Genomic DNA, 16,155 nt, shown 5'->3' with positions numbered 1-16,155 from the left:
CAGATTCCAATCCGGGGGTATGTTTTATTTTATGATTTTTTCTACCTGTGTATCATCAAGAGTCACATGATAAAATAGTTCGTAGAAATCCTTTACCTCTTGTTTGATATCAATATTATACTGTTCGGGATATACAAGATTGCCCAGCCACAAAATCCCGATCATCCGGTTAACAGAAGGCGGACTGCTCATAAAGCTATATGGAACAGAAGGTATCTGATAAACCTTCCCCTCTTTCACTGCATGTAATTCCCCCCAGACTTTATCCGTTGTTATGGTTTGGTACAGGGCCTCGGAATCCGCAATGATAATATCTGGCTGCCACAGAAGAAGCTGTTCAAAGGATACTTCGCTTCCGCCGCCGCTTGATACCATTTCAACTTTAGCTGCATTTTCCGCACCGATCTGTTCGATGACCCTGGCATGGATGGAACCTTCTGCATTGGTGTGAAGTCCGTCATCTCCAATAGCGAAATAAACCGATTTCTTTTCAGCAAGCTGCTCCCTGGCTGTTTTAGACCTTTTCAGTGTGTTATTGCAATAATCCGCCAGTTTCTTTGCCTGATCAGTGTCTCCGGTAAGTTCTCCCAGCTTTTCATAAGCAGAACTCATGGTATCTAAATCTGCCTCTATAAAGATGACCGGCATATTTAGTTGTTCCTGAAGGGCATCCATATCCTCTTTTACGGTTTTTTTCGCTTCTCCGATATCAATGATCACATCCGGACTTTCCGCAATGAGAGCCTCCATGTTAAGATTTGCATTCTTCCCATAAAACTGGCCGAATTTCGGAAGTGACCAATATTTTTCGTCAATATACTGCTTTGCACCTTCTGAAAAATCAGAAGCAAGTCCGGACAGCTTATCCGGACAAAAGGTATAAAGCACGATCTGTGCCAAAGGACCGGAAGGAGCAATCTTATTAATTTCCTTTGGCAGTGTAACTTCTCTCCCTGCTGAATCCGTGAACACTCTGCTATCCGACTGCGCCCCTGATTCGCCCGCTTTTTCTGTTTCTGCCTGAGTTTCCGCTATTCCAGCTGCAGTTGACTCTGCCAGACTGTCTGGAATTTCCTGACCGCTTCCTTTTTGACAGCCATTTGCCAGTACTGCCACAGCAAGGAACGCAGCAAGTACCAGACCTCTTCTTGTTTTTTTCATAAAATCCCCCTATTCCGCCGCTTTTGCGGCTTAAATTTATTTATTTAGAAAGCCTTACCGGCAAACCAGTACGGATTACCGCCTTGTGCTCTCCTTTTTTCACTAATTCCTCTGTAAGTTTTTTATCCGTAATAAGAGTCCCTGCCAGTTCCCACACGCCAAAGTCAAAAAGTACTGGGGCAAGAGCGACACTTGGTCCCACTAATATTACTTTTGCATTCCGTGACAGCTCTAACAGTCTTGGAAGGGTTTTATTAACCAGGGTAAATCCAGTGATAAAAACATAATCTCTGTCTGAAAGTATATATTCACAGGCACTGTCCGGATAATCCCCATCCATTGGATTGCGTTCCAGAACTACGCAGGATTTTGCTTCTTTCAAATATTCCTCTGCAAAACAGAAATGTCCGATGGTCGCAACTTTTTTTCCTTTGATATCCTCACGGTAGGCCATAAAAGCATCTTCCTTCGATCGCTGCCTGATTGTACCTTCCTTTTCTAACTTACTGATCCGGTCCGGCTGATTATAATAGGCATTAACCGCTGCGGCACCTATGCTGGCTTCTGTAAAATTCCATGATTTTATCAGCCCTGCGGCTTCTTTCCATGACATGTCCAATATTTTTTTTTCAGTCCTCCTAATGGTCTGAAGCGGGTTTGTTGCTGCCGCACCGGTATATCCGCAGACTGTCACTGAAGTCCACTGGATTCCTACAAAATAATCTTCTATCTTTACGTCATCTGGTATTGGTTCTATCAGACGGTCATACATTTCCCACATACTCATTATCTTCCTCCAGGCATACACACTTTTTTTCCGCTTTTCCGGTCTTCATAGATCTCAATGGGCACCTGGTATACGCTTTCCAAAAGCTCTTTCGTCAAGATCTTATCCGGCTCACCAAAAGCCGTTATCTTTCCATCTGACATTACCAGTGCTTTATGGGCAAAATAAAAGACATGCTCCGGATTATGGGTGGACTGCACAATTAAATACCCCTTTTGTGACAAGGCCCGCAGTTCCTCCATAACCCGGATCTGGTTGCCGTAATCCAAGCTGGAACAGGGTTCATCCATAATCAGGATTTTTGCCTCCTGGGCAATGGCCCTTGCAATCAGCACAAGCTGCTGTTCTCCACCGCTGATCTGCCCAAATATACGGTCCTTTAGACTGTCAATCTTTAATAGCTTCAATGCATTCAATGCCCTGTCCTTTTCTTTCTGTCCCGGACCTACAAAGCGGGGCAGGGAGGCTGTTGTTCCCATTAGCACCATATCCAGAACCGAAAAAGAGAATGCTGTATCGTGGTTCTGAGGTATATAGGCGATCCTACCAGCCAATTCCCGTTCAGAAAAATGCCGGCGTTCCATTCCATCGATCAGAATCTCCCCATGGTACCCCTTTAACAGACCTAACATGCATCGAAAAAGCGTGCTCTTTCCTGCACCGTTTTTTCCAAGGACACAGACCAGTTCTCCCTTGTTAAATGAAAAATTGATCCCTTTTAATACTGGAAAACAGTGATAACCAAATTCCAGATTCTTTACTGTCAGCTCCATCTCTCTCCTCCTCTATAACCGGTTACCTTCCCGCAAAATAAGATATAAAAAGAACGGAGCGCCAACAAATGCAGTCAAGATGCCAATGGGGATCTCACTGGTAGCCAAAAGCCTTGCAAAATTATCCACGATCAACAGAAAGCTGCCACCCATAAGCAGAGAGGCCGGCAACAGCCTTCGGTAATCGCTGCCTACCAGCATTCTGGCAAAATGAGGGATTACAAGTCCTACCCAGCCTATATGCCCGCTTACAGAAACTGCGGCTGAGGTGATTAAAGTTGCGCTGACCACAATAATAAAGCGGAGCTTCCTGGCATTGATTCCCATGCTTCTCGCTTCATCTTCCCCAAGGCTTAAAACATTGATCCGCCACCGAAGAAGGTAAATCGGAAGGATTCCCACAAGGATCCATGGTGCAGCAAACATCACGTCTTTCTGCCGGATGGATGCAAGGCTTCCCATAAGCCAATAGGTAATGACCGGAAGGGTATTGGTGGGATCCGCTACCAGTTTTAAGAAAGAAACCGCTGCGGAAGCAAGGGAGCTTATCATCATGCCGGACAACACAAGTCCTAACACAGGATTATACTTTACCCGGCTGCTGATGAGGCAGACAATTCCTACTGCACCAAGACCAAAAAGAAAGGCACTGATTGTTACGCCGTTATATCCCAATGCAAAAAACAGTCCCAGGGCTGCGCCTAATCCCGCGCCAGAGGATGCCCCCAGAACATCCGGTGAAACCATGGGATTCTTAAAGATTCCCTGATAAGCGGCGCCTGCACAGGATAATCCTCCGCCGATCATTGCTGCCATAAACACTCTCGGAAGACGGACCTGGAAAACAACCGTCTCTGCCTGGGCAGGCCAAGTGGTTTTTATGGGAAAGATCGACGAGAGAAGGATCTTTAAGAGTGTGTCCGGGTATACCGGGTACCGCCCAATCAAAAAGGAACCAAAAAAGCAAACAATAAATAAGAGCACTATGATTCCAAAACGTTTTTTATAAATCCAGTCCCTTTCCATCTTGTGTTTCCTTTCCTTCCTTTTCCGTACATTCTCTCAAAAACTCCATAATTTCTGCCCGAATGTGCTCCTTTTTTTCTCGGTCAAATGTAAGAATCCGTCCATTTGACCGTTTTTCAAGCTTTTCTTCCAACTCCCGAAGAAGCTTGTCCGGATCAGGTTCTGTGGGAACTCTGGTTCTCATGGATTGCAGATTTTTCTGGCTTTTCAAAACACCTATGCAGGGTATCTGGCTATCAATGCGGCAAAGTACCTCCTCCATAAATTCCGGTGCAAAAAGTTCTACCCCGCCTATTTCATCCAGAAGGCAAAGCCTTCTTTGAGCGGAGGAACGCAGAATTTCTATTCCATCGGTTTTAAAAAACTGAAGATTTTTTTGAAATCCATGTTCAGTCCGTTGGATAAATATATTCGACAGTCCTTTTTTATAGGCAGCCGCGGGTATCCATTCTTCATCTGCCGGAACCATACGAAATCCCATGGTCATTCCATCTTCATTCAGCAAACGTTGGGAATAAAACCCTCCCATTATCTTGTGCCAGGGTTTTAAGCATTCAAAAAGTAAGGTTGTCTTTCCTTCTCCTGAATCACCTTTTAAAAATAAAAACTTCCCCATTATTTTTTTCGCCCTTCCCGCAGGGCCCTGACAGCAATTAATTCTCCCGCTACACTGATGGCGATTTCAGCGGGTGTTTCTGCGTAGATTTCCAAACCGATGGGGCTGTGACAGTTATCGATTTGTTCTCTGGTAACGCCGTCTGCCGTAAGCTTTTCGGCCAAGGTTTCCAGTTTTTTGCGGCTGCCAATCACACCGATATAGCAGGTGTTTTTCGTAAGAACCTGTCTTTGAACAACATAATCAGACTGATGTCCTCTGGTCATAACACAGACATAATCACATTCCCTTAATTCAAGGTAATCAAAAATCCGTTCATAATTCCCCACAATAGTTTTCTCTGCCTGGGGAAACAGTTTATCATTGGCAAATTCCGGCCGGTCATCAAAAACGGTACACCGGAATCCTACATGTGCCAAAACCGGTACCAATTCCTGTGCCACATGTCCGCCTCCGAAAATATAGACGCAGCCGGCCCGGACCAGAGGCTCGCTGTAATACTTTCGCTCACCAAAGTTTTTTTGAACCGCTTTATACTGAAGGAGAACTTTTCTATCTTCTTCACCAATCCCCTTTATTCCTGTAAATCCCGCTGATTTGCTGTATATTCCCAGCCCCCATGCGGCTTCGTCGGTAATATCCATAATAAGCCAGCTGTCTTCATCCTTATCATAGGCTTCTTCTATCTTCCTGCATAATTCCTTGAATTCCTGATTCTCATGATCCAGATACTGGAAGTAAACCACCACATCACCGCCGCAAATCATGCCAAGATCAGCTACCTGCTCTTTTCCCAGTACAAAGCTGTGCGTATAGGATGACTTTTCCTCTATCGCTTTCTGTGACCTCTGGATGGACCGGTATTCCACCGCTCCGCCTCCGATCGTTCCTTCTGTAGTCCCATCCTGTCTTACCAGCATGTGAGAACCTGCACCTCTGGGAGTGGAACCAGAACTTGCAATAATAGTTACCAAAACCCCATCTTCACCTTTTTCCAGAGTTTCTAAAACTGTTCTAAACAGCTTCCGCATTTCAATGCCCCCTTAAAATATTTTATAAACAATTATCCATCGGATCCTATTTTCCGTTATATTTTCGAAAATATATCGGCTTATCTATTATAGCCCTTTTTCCAGAATTTGTAAACCGGAGAAAAAAAGTAAAAAAAATAGGCCCCCAGATTGAAATTTAATTAAGATAACAATTAAATTTCAATCCGGCGACCTTAAAATTAATCACCGATCATATTTCGGATCTTTACCGGCGTCCTGTAATTCCATGTGGAAATTTTAATACCGCTGCGTCTGCTGGCCGCATGTACGATCTGTCCGTTACCGATATACATGGATACATGGTTGATGGTTCCTTTGCTGTCTGCATAGTAGATTAAATCCCCAGGTCTCATTTCACTGGATTTTACCGCCTTACCCATACCAGCCTGAGAACCGGAATAATGTGGCAGTCCAATGCCAAAATGAGCGTAAACAGACATGGTAAATCCAGAGCAGTCAGCCCCTTTTGTAAGGCTTGTTCCGCCCCACACATAAGGATTCCCTAAAAACTGCAGGGCATAGTTGACGATCTGGGCCCGAAACGATGCCTGGGCATTGGCTTTTTCCTCTAAAGGCGAGAATTTGATTGCTTCAGGAAGAGCGTATCGGACATCAACGTAATCTGTGGATACATAAGCACTGCTGTTTTCCTCCAGCTCGATCTGTATCCAGCCGTCAATCTGCTTTAAGACAGGATACCGCTCATTGTTGGATATCTGTGTCCATATTTTCGAATCAGTGGAAGGCTCGGTCCTGGCATTTAACATATCCGTGTTGACAATGGCCATCAGCTCTGCAACCTGCAAAGCCTCATCCTTTGCTGCCTGTCCTGTCTGAATATAATCAGATTTCACATAGCCGGTAATGTTACCGGACTGAATCTTATACCAGCCATCCGTTGTCTCTAATATATTTCCTGCGGCTTTGCTTGGCATCTTTCCAATAATCTTGCCGTTTTCATTAGGCTCTTCTCTTACGTTCAAATAATTATCCACGTCGGAAATACCAATGTTCTTATAGAGATTGAATATCATGGCCTTTAGATCCAGTTTTCTGGCCTCATTCAGTCCATATTCCATTTTAACATAATCCGCAGATAAATATCCGGACGGAACTTGTATCCAGCCATCAGTCTGTCCTAAAACCTCATACCTTTCATTGGAAAGCGCCTGGCCCACCACATCCGAACTGGTGGATGGTTCCTTTCTGATGTTCATACTGTCGGTCTGAACGATGGCTCTCAATTTTACCAGATCCATTGCTTTCTTTTTTGCGTCTTCCCCTGATAAAACATATTCGGAATTTATATATCCTTCAATGCCGCCGGAAGATATTTTACTCCAGCCGGACTCCGTATTCTCCAGGATATCACAGGCACTGTCTCCCTGGAGTTTTCCGATTACATCCTCATCGGTACTCGGTGCTTTTCTCACGTTTAAATAACCTGATACCTGAATGATTCCTAAATTCTTATAGGAATTTACTACCTTTTCTTTTTCTTCCTTTTCCTTTGCTGCCTGAGCCTCAGACTCTGCTTTCGCGTCTGCATTTAAGCCTGCTGATTCCTCCATCTTTATTGCAGAGGCCTCCGACCCGGTAGCAAGCACTGCCGGTTTTGCGGCAATGTGATTCTTCGCTGCCATTCCCACTGCAGAAATAACTGCCACGCAAAGAACCGCTGTACCTCCCATTGCCAAAAGTTTCTTATAATCATTCTTACTGCGTTTTTTTCTGGCCTTATCCAAACGAATTATATAATCTTTTTTCTCGTTGTTATTTTCCATCCTGTACTTTCTCTCCATATCCTGTATTCTAGCGGAAAGCCGATTCAGACTATAAGCCTATTTGCCTAGTATAGCATAAAATGTCATTATTTGCGATATCGGTCTAACAAAAAATTATTAAGATTATGTTACATAATATTAAGAAGATACATCCAAGAAAGGAAATTTATGTAATAAGCTATCTGCCTTGAAGCAAAAAAATACAGGACAGGAAACTTTTTTAAAAGATTTCCTGTCCCATCATTTCACCGGCTATTTCGCCAATATCATTCTATCGTTTGAAAATTCCTCACCGCTTGCCTCTTCGAATTTCTTAAGAAGATCTTCTACTTCCAGCTTCTTTTTTTCTTCCCCTGACACATCATAAATGATGCGGCCTTCATGCATCATGACAAGCCGGTTGCCAATCTGGATTGCATCCTTCATGTTATGGGTAATCATAAGAGTCGTGAGATTTTGCTCTTCCACAATCTCTTGTGTGATCTCCAGAACCTTTTTGGCCGTTTTGGGGTCAAGTGCAGCGGTATGTTCATCAAGAAGAAGCAGTTTTGGCTTTTTCAAGGTCGCCATCAAAAGGGTAAGCGCCTGTCTCTGACCACCGGAAAGTAATCCAACCTTATTGGTCATACGGTCCTGAAGCCCAAGTCCCAGCTTTTTTAGTGCCTCATAGTAATAGGATTTTTCGCTGGTCCTGATTCCCCAGGCAAGGCCTCTTCCCTGTCCCCTACGGTAAGCCAAAGCCATATTTTCCTGTATTTCCATTCCGGCGGCAGTTCCTAACATAGGATCCTGGAATACCCTTCCGATATATTTAGCCCTTTTATACTCCGGATCCCTGGATATATTGATCTCATCAATCTGGATCTTACCGGAATCAATGGGGTACACTCCTGCTATCATATTTAACATCGTAGATTTTCCTGCTCCGTTACCGCCGATAACAGTTACAAAGTCACCCTCGTTCAGATGGAGGTCGATGCCATTCAATGCTTTTTTTTCATTGATGGTGTTCTTGTTAAATGTTTTTCTGACATTCTTAATATCCAGCACGGTTATTCTCCTCCTTCTGTATAAGATTTTTTGATGCGCCACTTATTCATCATTACCGGCACGCAAAGCGCCACTGCAACGATCGCAGCCGATAAAAGCTTCATATCGTTGGCATCCATACCCATTCTTAATACCATGGCACGGATCACAAAATATATGACGGACCCCACTACCGCAGAGATAAGCTTGCTTGCAAAGGAACGCAGTTTACCCATCAGCACATCACCAATGACAATAGCAGCAAGACCAATGACAATGGCTCCGGTACCCATGCCGATATCCGCATATTTCTGGCTTTGGCAGACCAGGCCCCCGGAAAGTCCTACAAGTCCGTTACTGATGGTAAGGGCAAGAAGCTTGGTCCAGTTTGTATTGACGCCCTGCGCACGTATCATTGCCTGATTATTACCCGTAGCTCGCATGGCACTGCCGACTTCCGTTCCAAAGAACCAGTAAAGAAAGGAAATCATTACGATTGCAATGCCGATCCCAATAATCATGGCGGCGGCCTGCTTGCTCAATCCGGTTGCTGCTATGAATTTAGACATAATTGTATCAGTCTTTAAAAGCGGCACATTACTCTTTCCACCCATAATCCGGAGATTTATGGACCAAAGACCGATCTGCGTTAAGATTCCTGCCAGAATCGCCGGTATTTCAAATATTGTATGTAACAATCCGGTCACTGCCCCGGCTGCCATCCCGGCCGCTGCCGCAACCCCTAAGGAAACCCAGGGATCTACGTGAAAATTAAGAATCATAACGGCACACACGCATCCGCCCATGGCAAAGCTTCCATCTACCGTCAAATCGGCAATGTCCAATAGTTTGTAGGTAATATAAACCCCTAAAACCATAATCCCCCATAAAACCCCCTGAACAACTGCATCCTGTAGGGATACCAACAAACCACTCATCAATCATTCCTCCGCGTATTTTCTCAAGTTCATAGACATAAATGCCTTACATAAAGAATGAAAGTCCATCCTTTATGTAAAGCATCTATGGCCGGCAGGCGGACCAGTCAAACGGGCCCTGCCTGCCGCTCATTTCTTCTCAAAACTGCCTATTTAAGGCTTGATACATCAATTCCCAATGTCTTAGCTGTTTCCTCATTGACAGTCAGCTTACACTTATCCAAAGGAAGGTATTCAATCGGCATTTTAGAGATATCCGCACCATCTTTTAAGATCTTTACTGCCTGCTGTCCGGTTAAGTAGCCCAGTTCATAATAATCAATGCCATATGTAGCTAGACCGCCGGCATTTACCATACCTTCTTCTCCGCAGATTACCGGAATGCCATTTTCGTTCGCTACCATGCTCACGGTTGCCATACCTGCTGCAATTGTATTATCCGTAGGAGTATAGAGAGCATCTACCTTGCCTACCATGGATGTAACGACCGTCTGGATCTCGTTGGAGTTGGATACGGTATACTCTACCGCTGTCATGCCTTCCGCTTCAATTGCATCTTTTGCCATCTTAGCCTGGATCTCAGAGTTGGATTCTGCGGAGCAGAAAAGAATTCCCACGGTTTTTGCATCAGGTAGTATCTTTTTTAACAGAGCGATCTGCTCCTTCACAGGAGTTAAATCAGAGGTTCCGCTCACATTTCCTCCTGGGTTATCATTGCTTTCAACCAGATCGGAAGATGCCGGATCAGTAACTGCTGTCAAAAGAATCGGAATATCGCTTGTGGCTCCTGCCACAGCCTGAGCCGCCGGTGTTGCAATGGCAAGGATCAAATCGTCGTTGTCATTCACCAGCTTGCTGGCGATGGTCTGACATGTAGGCTGGTCACCAGAGGCGTTTTGCTGATCAACGGTATAGTTAAGACCTGCATCATCAAGCGCCTGGATAAAACCTTTGTTGGATGCATCTAAGGCTGCATGCTGTACAAGCTGGAGAACTCCGATTTTATACTGCTTTCCATCTGCTGTCTTTTCTCCAGTGGATTCTGCTGCTTCTTTTGTCTTCTCCGCTGCAGTCGTGGTTTCCGGAGCTGAGGTTGCCGTGTCCGGTGCTTTGCTGCCGCATGCCGTTAAAGAAATCATCATGGCGCCGGCAAGAACCAGTGATAAAACGTTTGCTGTTTTCTTCATAATCTTCTCTCCTCTTCCTTCCAAAATTTCGTCCTTTTTGGAACTTAATTCGTATCATACTACAAAAAAGATAAGCCGTCAATTTTATTGCTTTAAATTTATGTGTTTTTAAAGCGCTAAAGTGCATTTTTGTAAAAAATGACGATAAAATAAGTAATATACTCCATTCCGTTTATTAAAAAAACCGGAGAATTTAGATTCTCCGGTTTTTTTAATTAATTTGCAAGAAATCCTTTTCCTATAATCTCGCTGGAATTGGATATCAGTATAAACGCCGTTGGTTCCACACTGCGAATGTAGTTTTTTAGTTTAAGTGCCTGGGAACGCTTCATGGTCGTTAAGATCACGGTCTTTTTATGATGACTGAAAGCGCCCTGTGCCTCATAAACCGTGGCACTTCGGTTAAGTCCATGAATAATATAATCACAGATGGGCCCCGGATCATCACAGATGATGCTGAAGCACTTGCATAAGTTAATATTTTCTATGACATCGCCAATCACAAGGGATTTGGCTAATAAACCAAGGGAAGAGAATAACCCTGTCTCCGGTCCAAATACAAAATAGGCCATAATCACCCCTGTTACATCCACCAGCAAAAGTACGGTTCCTATATTAAGGCTGGTGTACCGTTTCAGTATCATGGCGATAATATCCGTTCCCCCGCTGGAAGCTCCTGTGTTAAAAAGGAGGGCAGAACCCACACTTGGCAAAAGAATCGCAAAGATCAATTCCAAAAGTGGTTCCTTGGTAAGGGGTCTTGTAATAGGGTAGAGCCGTTCCAAAAAATAAAGAAATATGGACATCATAAGGGTGGCATAAACCGTTTTAATCCCAAAACTCCGTCCAAGGAAGAGAAAGCCGGCCACCAGTAATACAGTATTCACAATGGTTGTGAACTCACTGGCCGACCAATGGGTTAATGCACTGATAACCGTCGCAAACCCTGTGACACCTCCGAATGCAAAATTATTGGGGAATTTGAAGAAATAAATCCCCACCACCATAATCCAGATACTGAACGTGATCAGTCCATACTCCGTAAGCGTTCTCAGTGTTTTGTTTTCTATCTGCTTCATGACTGTTTGTCTATCTCCCTCCGGCTCCTTTAAGCCGGTTCTGTACGTTTTTGAGCGAATTTAATATTTCCTTTCACTCCCACTCGACTATACCTCAAAGGGGCGGTAATTACAAACACCAATCCATCTGATATCCTCACAGTCTTTCTATTGTGAACAAGGAGTAAATCCGACTCTGGCAAGGAACCGCCCAAACCCGTTCCGTCCCTGCTCATCGCATTTGTATACGCCTGAGTCCTCTAAAACCCGTTCAAATACCAGGCCAACTTCCTTCTTTAAAATTTCCTCTACATTTTCTTTTGTCACTTCTTCATATTTTCCAAGGAAAGCCTCTGCCCAATCTGCGTGCTTTTCAATGGTTTCATCATCTCTTATGTTTTTCCCTTCCACAATGCACTGGGCCAGCAGATTCAGCTCTTCCTTTAACCTGGAAGGCAGGACCGCCAATCCCATGACCTCAATTAAGCCGATGTTCTCTTTTTTGATATGATGAAGCTCCTGATGAGGGTGATAAACACCAAGAGGGAATTCTTCTGTGGTGATATTGTTTCTTAATACCAGATCCAGTTCGTATAAGCCATCCCGCATTCTGGCAATTGGGGTGATGGTGTTATGAGGCTCTCCGTCAGTTTCCGCAAAAATAAAGGCTTCCTCGTCTGTATAAGTCCTCCAGGCATCAAGAATCTTTGTTCCCAGGTTGATTAGGTCTTTCGGGTTTTTGCTTCTGGTACGCAGCACGGACATCGGCCATTTCACAATTCCGGCTTCCACTCCTTCAAAGCCTTCCAACTGGAAACAACTCTCCATAGGAGCCTTTGCCATGGCAAAATCATAATTTCCTCCCTGGAAATGGTCATGGGATAGGATGGACCCTCCTACAATAGGCAGATCCGCATTGGAACCAAGGAAATAGTGAGGAAACAGCTTAACAAAATCAAACAACTTTACAAAGGTCTCTCTCTCTATCTTCATGGGAATATGCTTTCCGTTAAACACAATGCAGTGCTCGTTGTAATAAACATAAGGGGAATACTGAAAGCCCCACTCACTGTTATTGATCTTAAGACGGATGATCCTGTGGTTATTTCTGGCCGGATGATTGGTCCTTCCGGCATAGCCCTCATTTTCCATACAAAGCTGGCATTTGGGATAACCGCCTTGTTTTGCAAGCTTTGCAGCTGCAATCGCCTTTGGATCTTTCTCAGGCTTTGATAGGTTCACCGTAATATCTAAATCTCCGTACTTGGTAGAAGTCACCCACCGCATATCCTTTTTAATCCGGTACCGCCTGATATAGTCGGAATTCTGGCTCAGTTTATAATAATATCCGGTTGCAGCCTCAGGAGACTGGCCCTGATACAGCTCCCAGAATGTTTTTTCTATTTCACTTGGTCTTGGCATCAGACAATTCATCAACTTTGTATCAAACAAGTCCCGATATGTAACACTGTCTTCTTCTATGATACCGGCCTGGCAGGCGTAATCAAGTAATTCGTGTAAAACAGCTTCCAGATCAATATCTTCCGGTACTTCTTCTGATTCCTCATACTCGTCCATCATCATTACATCAAGGATTTGGTTAAGGGCATAAAACCGGTCCGCTTCCTCGATTAAGCCTGTGTTTCGTCCATATTGTACCAGTTTCTTAATTGCCTCGTAAATCATTGTGGTGTCCCTCCTGGTTTCTTTTTATCCTAATATACCTATCCCATTATACATTTCCAATAGCGTCAAAACAATATCCTATCTTTTGTTTTTATTGTATTTTTTTAATAAAATTACTGATTCGGCTTATAATCATGCCACCCAAGATCCCTATGATAAGTCCGGCAGCTGTACCGGCGATCAGAAGTAAGGGAAGATAAAAGAATACTCCGGCCTGTTTGACCACAAGGGCAGCCACACAAACCTGTCCGATGTTATGTCCCACACCTCCAAGAATACTGATTCCCGTTGTGCCCATCCAGTTTTTTCTCCTGCAAAGAACCATTAGAAGCAGGCTTAAGCTCCAGCCTCCCAGGCTGTAGAGCATGGCAAACAAATTTCCAAAGGTAAATCCGGTAAGAACGATCCGCAAAAGTGATATGACAACCGTTCCGCCTGTCCCAACTGTATAAAGTCCCACAACCGTGACCAGATTGGCAAGTCCCAGCTTTACTCCCGGAATTCCAAGAGAAATGGGGATCAGTGTCTCTACAAAGCTGAGAACAAATGCCAGTGCAATCAGCATACCGTACAACGCTGCCACATGAGCTGAATTTTTTACTTTCATAAAAGCTCTCCTTTTTCCTGCATTCAGCATTTATCTTATCACACTTTGGCATTTATGTAAAAGAAAATCCCGGAGAGCATCTTCATATTATGAAAGTGCTCTCCGGGTTGAAAATTAATCGGTTCTTTTATTACCCCAGAAAAATAATGCCACAGTACCAGGTCCGGTATGGGAACCAATGACTGCACCAATGCTGTTTAACATCACCTTTCCGGAAAGATTGGGGAAGCGTTCCTCCACCAGGGCCGCCACTTCCCTGGCATCATCTTCACAGGCGGAATAGGAAAGAAAGCATTTGCCGCTATAATCCCTTCCACCCTTTGCATGAGCTTCCATGGTGTTTATAATCTCCTGAATGGCTTTTTTCTTGGTACGGATCTTCTGCCTGGGAATCAAATGCCCAGTTTCGTCTATGTTCATGAGCGGACAGATGTTAAGCACGGTACCAAGCATTGCGGATGTGGCTGAAATCCTGCCTCCCCGCTTAAAACTAGTCAAATCCGTGGAGAAAAACCAGTGATGCACGAATAATTTGTTATCCTCTGTCCACTCCCTCGCTTCTTCCAGGGAAACTCCTTTATCCCTTAAGTCTGCCACTGCATCGATCAGAAGTCCATAGCCGGCAGAAGCCCCCAGGGAATCCACAATGACGATCGTTCTTTCCGGATATCTGGAACTCATCTCTTCCCTGGCTACGCATGCAGAATTATAGGTTCCTGAAATACCGGAGGAAAGAGTGAGGTGCAAAATATCCTTGCCTTCCTTTAAAAATGGTTCAAAAAAATCACAATATTCTTCCACATTTACCTGGGAAGTCACAGGTGTCGCGCCTTTGGCGATCCGGCTATAAAACTCAGGAAAAGGAATGCTCTGTCCTAAGTCATCCGGATAGGTTGCGCCATCCATTGTATAGTGAAAACACACATAGGGAATCTGGCGCTGCTCAAAAAATTCCTTCTTCATATCTACCGTAGAACAGCATGTTAAAACAAAACTTCCCATATCTGCACACCTCCTATCATTTACTGAATCAATATTAGCACATTTTTCCTTGAATTGGAATCTTTACAATAAATTCCGTTCCCAAATCAAGTTCTGATCGAACGGTAATGGTCCCATGATAGAAATTTACAATATGCTTTACAATGGATAATCCAAGGCCCGTCCCGCCCTGTTTCTTGCTCCGTCCTTTGTCCACCCGGTAAAAACGTTCAAATATACGGCTTAAGGATTCTTTTGGGATACCCATTCCGTTATCTTTCACACGAATTATTACATTGCGATCCTCTTCTGTCACTGTGACCCATACTTCGCCCCCGGGCTTATTATATTTTACCGCATTGCTTATGAGATTTCCGAAAAGTTCCTTCATTTGCTGTCCATTGGCGTAAATACAAAGTGGTTTGCAATCCACATGCATCGTGACTTCATGGGATGCAGCAAGTGGCTTTAAGGATTCGACGATATCGCCTACAAGAATGGACAGGCGCACATCACTTTTTAATACCTCTGCTTCCTTTGCCTCAAGCCGGGAAATCATAAGAATGTCATTGATGAGATGATTCATATTGATCGCTTCTTTTTTAATACGCCTTACGAAATCCATCTTTTGTTCTTCATCCTGAATGATTCCGCTTTCCAGAAGCTCAGCATATCCCTGAACCGATGTGATCGGGGTCTTTAACTCATGGGAAGCATTACTGAAAAATTCCTGACGAATTTGCTTTTCAAGTTCAATCTGGTTTAAATATTCTTTTACGTTCTTAGACATTTCCGTTGTCGTTTCCGCTATAATATTAATTTCCGGATACTGGTAGGTTTCAAAGGAGAGGTCCGTATAATCCCCGTTTACCTTTAACATCTCCTGGGAAATTTCCTTTAACGGCCTTGTAATGGATTTTGAAAAGCTGTCCGCCGAAAATGCGGAATACATAATGGCCATCAGAAAGCTGAGCCAGATGGAAGGCAGCAACAGCATTAAATATTCTTTCATGCCGGAATAGGGAATTGCCATACGAAGAATATAATCCGCCCGTGAGGAGCGGATTGCAACATAAAGCATATTTTCCTTGAGAGTATCGGAATAACGTATGGCCGTGCCGGCCCCCTCTGCAAGGGCCTCCTTCACTTCTTCCCTGTCTAAATGATTATCAAGGGAAGCAGCCGGTACATTTCCAGTATCGGCCACAATGTTTCCATCCATGCGTATAATTGTAAAACGGCTCTGATTTTCACTGAATGTCTGCTTTATGTCCCCGATTTCACCGACAAGATTACCGGAATAATCCAGGATCTCATCCATAGCTCTCAAAGTATAAGTCATGTCTTTTCTGGAATTTTTAAGCAGTGCGCTGCTGGAAGCAATATAAAAAACAGAACTGCTGAGTATCAGCACTACCAGAATAACCTGGATAAATTTTTTAAAAATTACGCTTCTCATAGATTCCCTCA

Annotated in this window: 15 protein-coding genes; all 15 read right to left on the bottom strand. The window is 43.9% G+C overall.

Features of this window, described 5'->3' with window-relative positions:
* Positions 1-24: 24 nt before the first annotated feature.
* Complete coding sequence (locus ACHZES_RS01995) at positions 25-1,161, bottom strand: ABC transporter substrate-binding protein (RefSeq protein WP_395548554.1); 1,137 nt, start codon at positions 1,159-1,161, stop codon at positions 25-27.
* A gap of 40 nt (positions 1,162-1,201) precedes the next feature.
* Positions 1,202-1,948 (bottom strand): Rossmann-like domain-containing protein, encoded by a 747-nt coding sequence (locus ACHZES_RS01990; protein WP_395548555.1) that lies wholly within the window; start codon positions 1,946-1,948, stop codon positions 1,202-1,204.
* Entirely contained in the window at positions 1,948-2,721 is a 774-nt protein-coding gene (locus ACHZES_RS01985) for an ABC transporter ATP-binding protein (RefSeq protein WP_038283011.1), read from the bottom strand. Before ACHZES_RS01985 ends, ACHZES_RS01990 begins: the two co-directional genes overlap by 1 nt.
* A gap of 12 nt (positions 2,722-2,733) precedes the next feature.
* A complete protein-coding gene (locus tag ACHZES_RS01980) occupies positions 2,734-3,747 on the bottom strand; it encodes a FecCD family ABC transporter permease (RefSeq protein WP_395548556.1) in 1,014 nt (337 codons plus the stop codon).
* Entirely contained in the window at positions 3,725-4,363 is a 639-nt protein-coding gene (locus ACHZES_RS01975) for a nucleoside-triphosphatase (protein ID WP_395548557.1), read from the bottom strand. The genes ACHZES_RS01980 and ACHZES_RS01975 overlap by 23 nt, the downstream gene beginning before the upstream one ends.
* Entirely contained in the window at positions 4,363-5,394 is a 1,032-nt protein-coding gene (locus ACHZES_RS01970) for an XdhC family protein (protein ID WP_395548558.1), read from the bottom strand. The genes ACHZES_RS01975 and ACHZES_RS01970 overlap by 1 nt, the downstream gene beginning before the upstream one ends.
* A gap of 200 nt (positions 5,395-5,594) precedes the next feature.
* Entirely contained in the window at positions 5,595-7,199 is a 1,605-nt protein-coding gene (locus ACHZES_RS01965; protein ID WP_286173234.1) for a C40 family peptidase, read from the bottom strand.
* Positions 7,200-7,451: 252 nt separating this feature from the next.
* Positions 7,452-8,249 (bottom strand): ABC transporter ATP-binding protein, encoded by a 798-nt coding sequence (locus tag ACHZES_RS01960; RefSeq protein ID WP_038283016.1) that lies wholly within the window; start codon positions 8,247-8,249, stop codon positions 7,452-7,454.
* A gap of 2 nt (positions 8,250-8,251) precedes the next feature.
* Complete coding sequence (locus ACHZES_RS01955; protein ID WP_395548559.1) at positions 8,252-9,166, bottom strand: ABC transporter permease; 915 nt, start codon at positions 9,164-9,166, stop codon at positions 8,252-8,254.
* 149 nt (positions 9,167-9,315) lie between these two features.
* Entirely contained in the window at positions 9,316-10,353 is a 1,038-nt protein-coding gene (locus ACHZES_RS01950) for an ABC transporter substrate-binding protein (RefSeq protein WP_154520712.1), read from the bottom strand.
* A 215-nt stretch (positions 10,354-10,568) separates the two neighbouring features.
* Positions 10,569-11,432: a YitT family protein gene (locus ACHZES_RS01945; RefSeq protein WP_154520713.1), complete on the bottom strand. Its 864-nt coding sequence runs from the start codon at positions 11,430-11,432 to the stop codon at positions 10,569-10,571.
* 147 nt (positions 11,433-11,579) lie between these two features.
* Positions 11,580-13,097 (bottom strand): UDP-glucose--hexose-1-phosphate uridylyltransferase, encoded by a 1,518-nt coding sequence (galT, locus tag ACHZES_RS01940; protein ID WP_395548560.1) that lies wholly within the window; start codon positions 13,095-13,097, stop codon positions 11,580-11,582.
* Between the two features lie 91 nt (positions 13,098-13,188).
* The gene (locus ACHZES_RS01935) at positions 13,189-13,704 is read right to left on the bottom strand and encodes a Gx transporter family protein (RefSeq protein WP_395548561.1); all 516 of its coding nucleotides are present in this window, start codon (positions 13,702-13,704) and stop codon (positions 13,189-13,191) included.
* A gap of 114 nt (positions 13,705-13,818) precedes the next feature.
* Positions 13,819-14,706, bottom strand: coding sequence for a DegV family protein (locus tag ACHZES_RS01930; RefSeq protein ID WP_395548562.1), 888 nt, complete (start codon positions 14,704-14,706; stop codon positions 13,819-13,821).
* A gap of 34 nt (positions 14,707-14,740) precedes the next feature.
* Positions 14,741-16,144, bottom strand: a complete 1,404-nt coding sequence (locus ACHZES_RS01925) for an ATP-binding protein (RefSeq protein ID WP_154520716.1) — start codon at positions 16,142-16,144, stop codon at positions 14,741-14,743.
* Positions 16,145-16,155: the final 11 nt, after the last annotated feature.

Origin of the sequence: Lacrimispora sanguinis, from assembly GCF_044987295.1 — a bacterium.
Lineage (GTDB): Bacteria > Bacillota > Clostridia > Lachnospirales > Lachnospiraceae > Lacrimispora > Lacrimispora celerecrescens_B.
The sequence above is the reverse complement of the archived record's forward strand: the minus strand, read 5'-3'. Positions and strand labels throughout refer to the sequence as shown.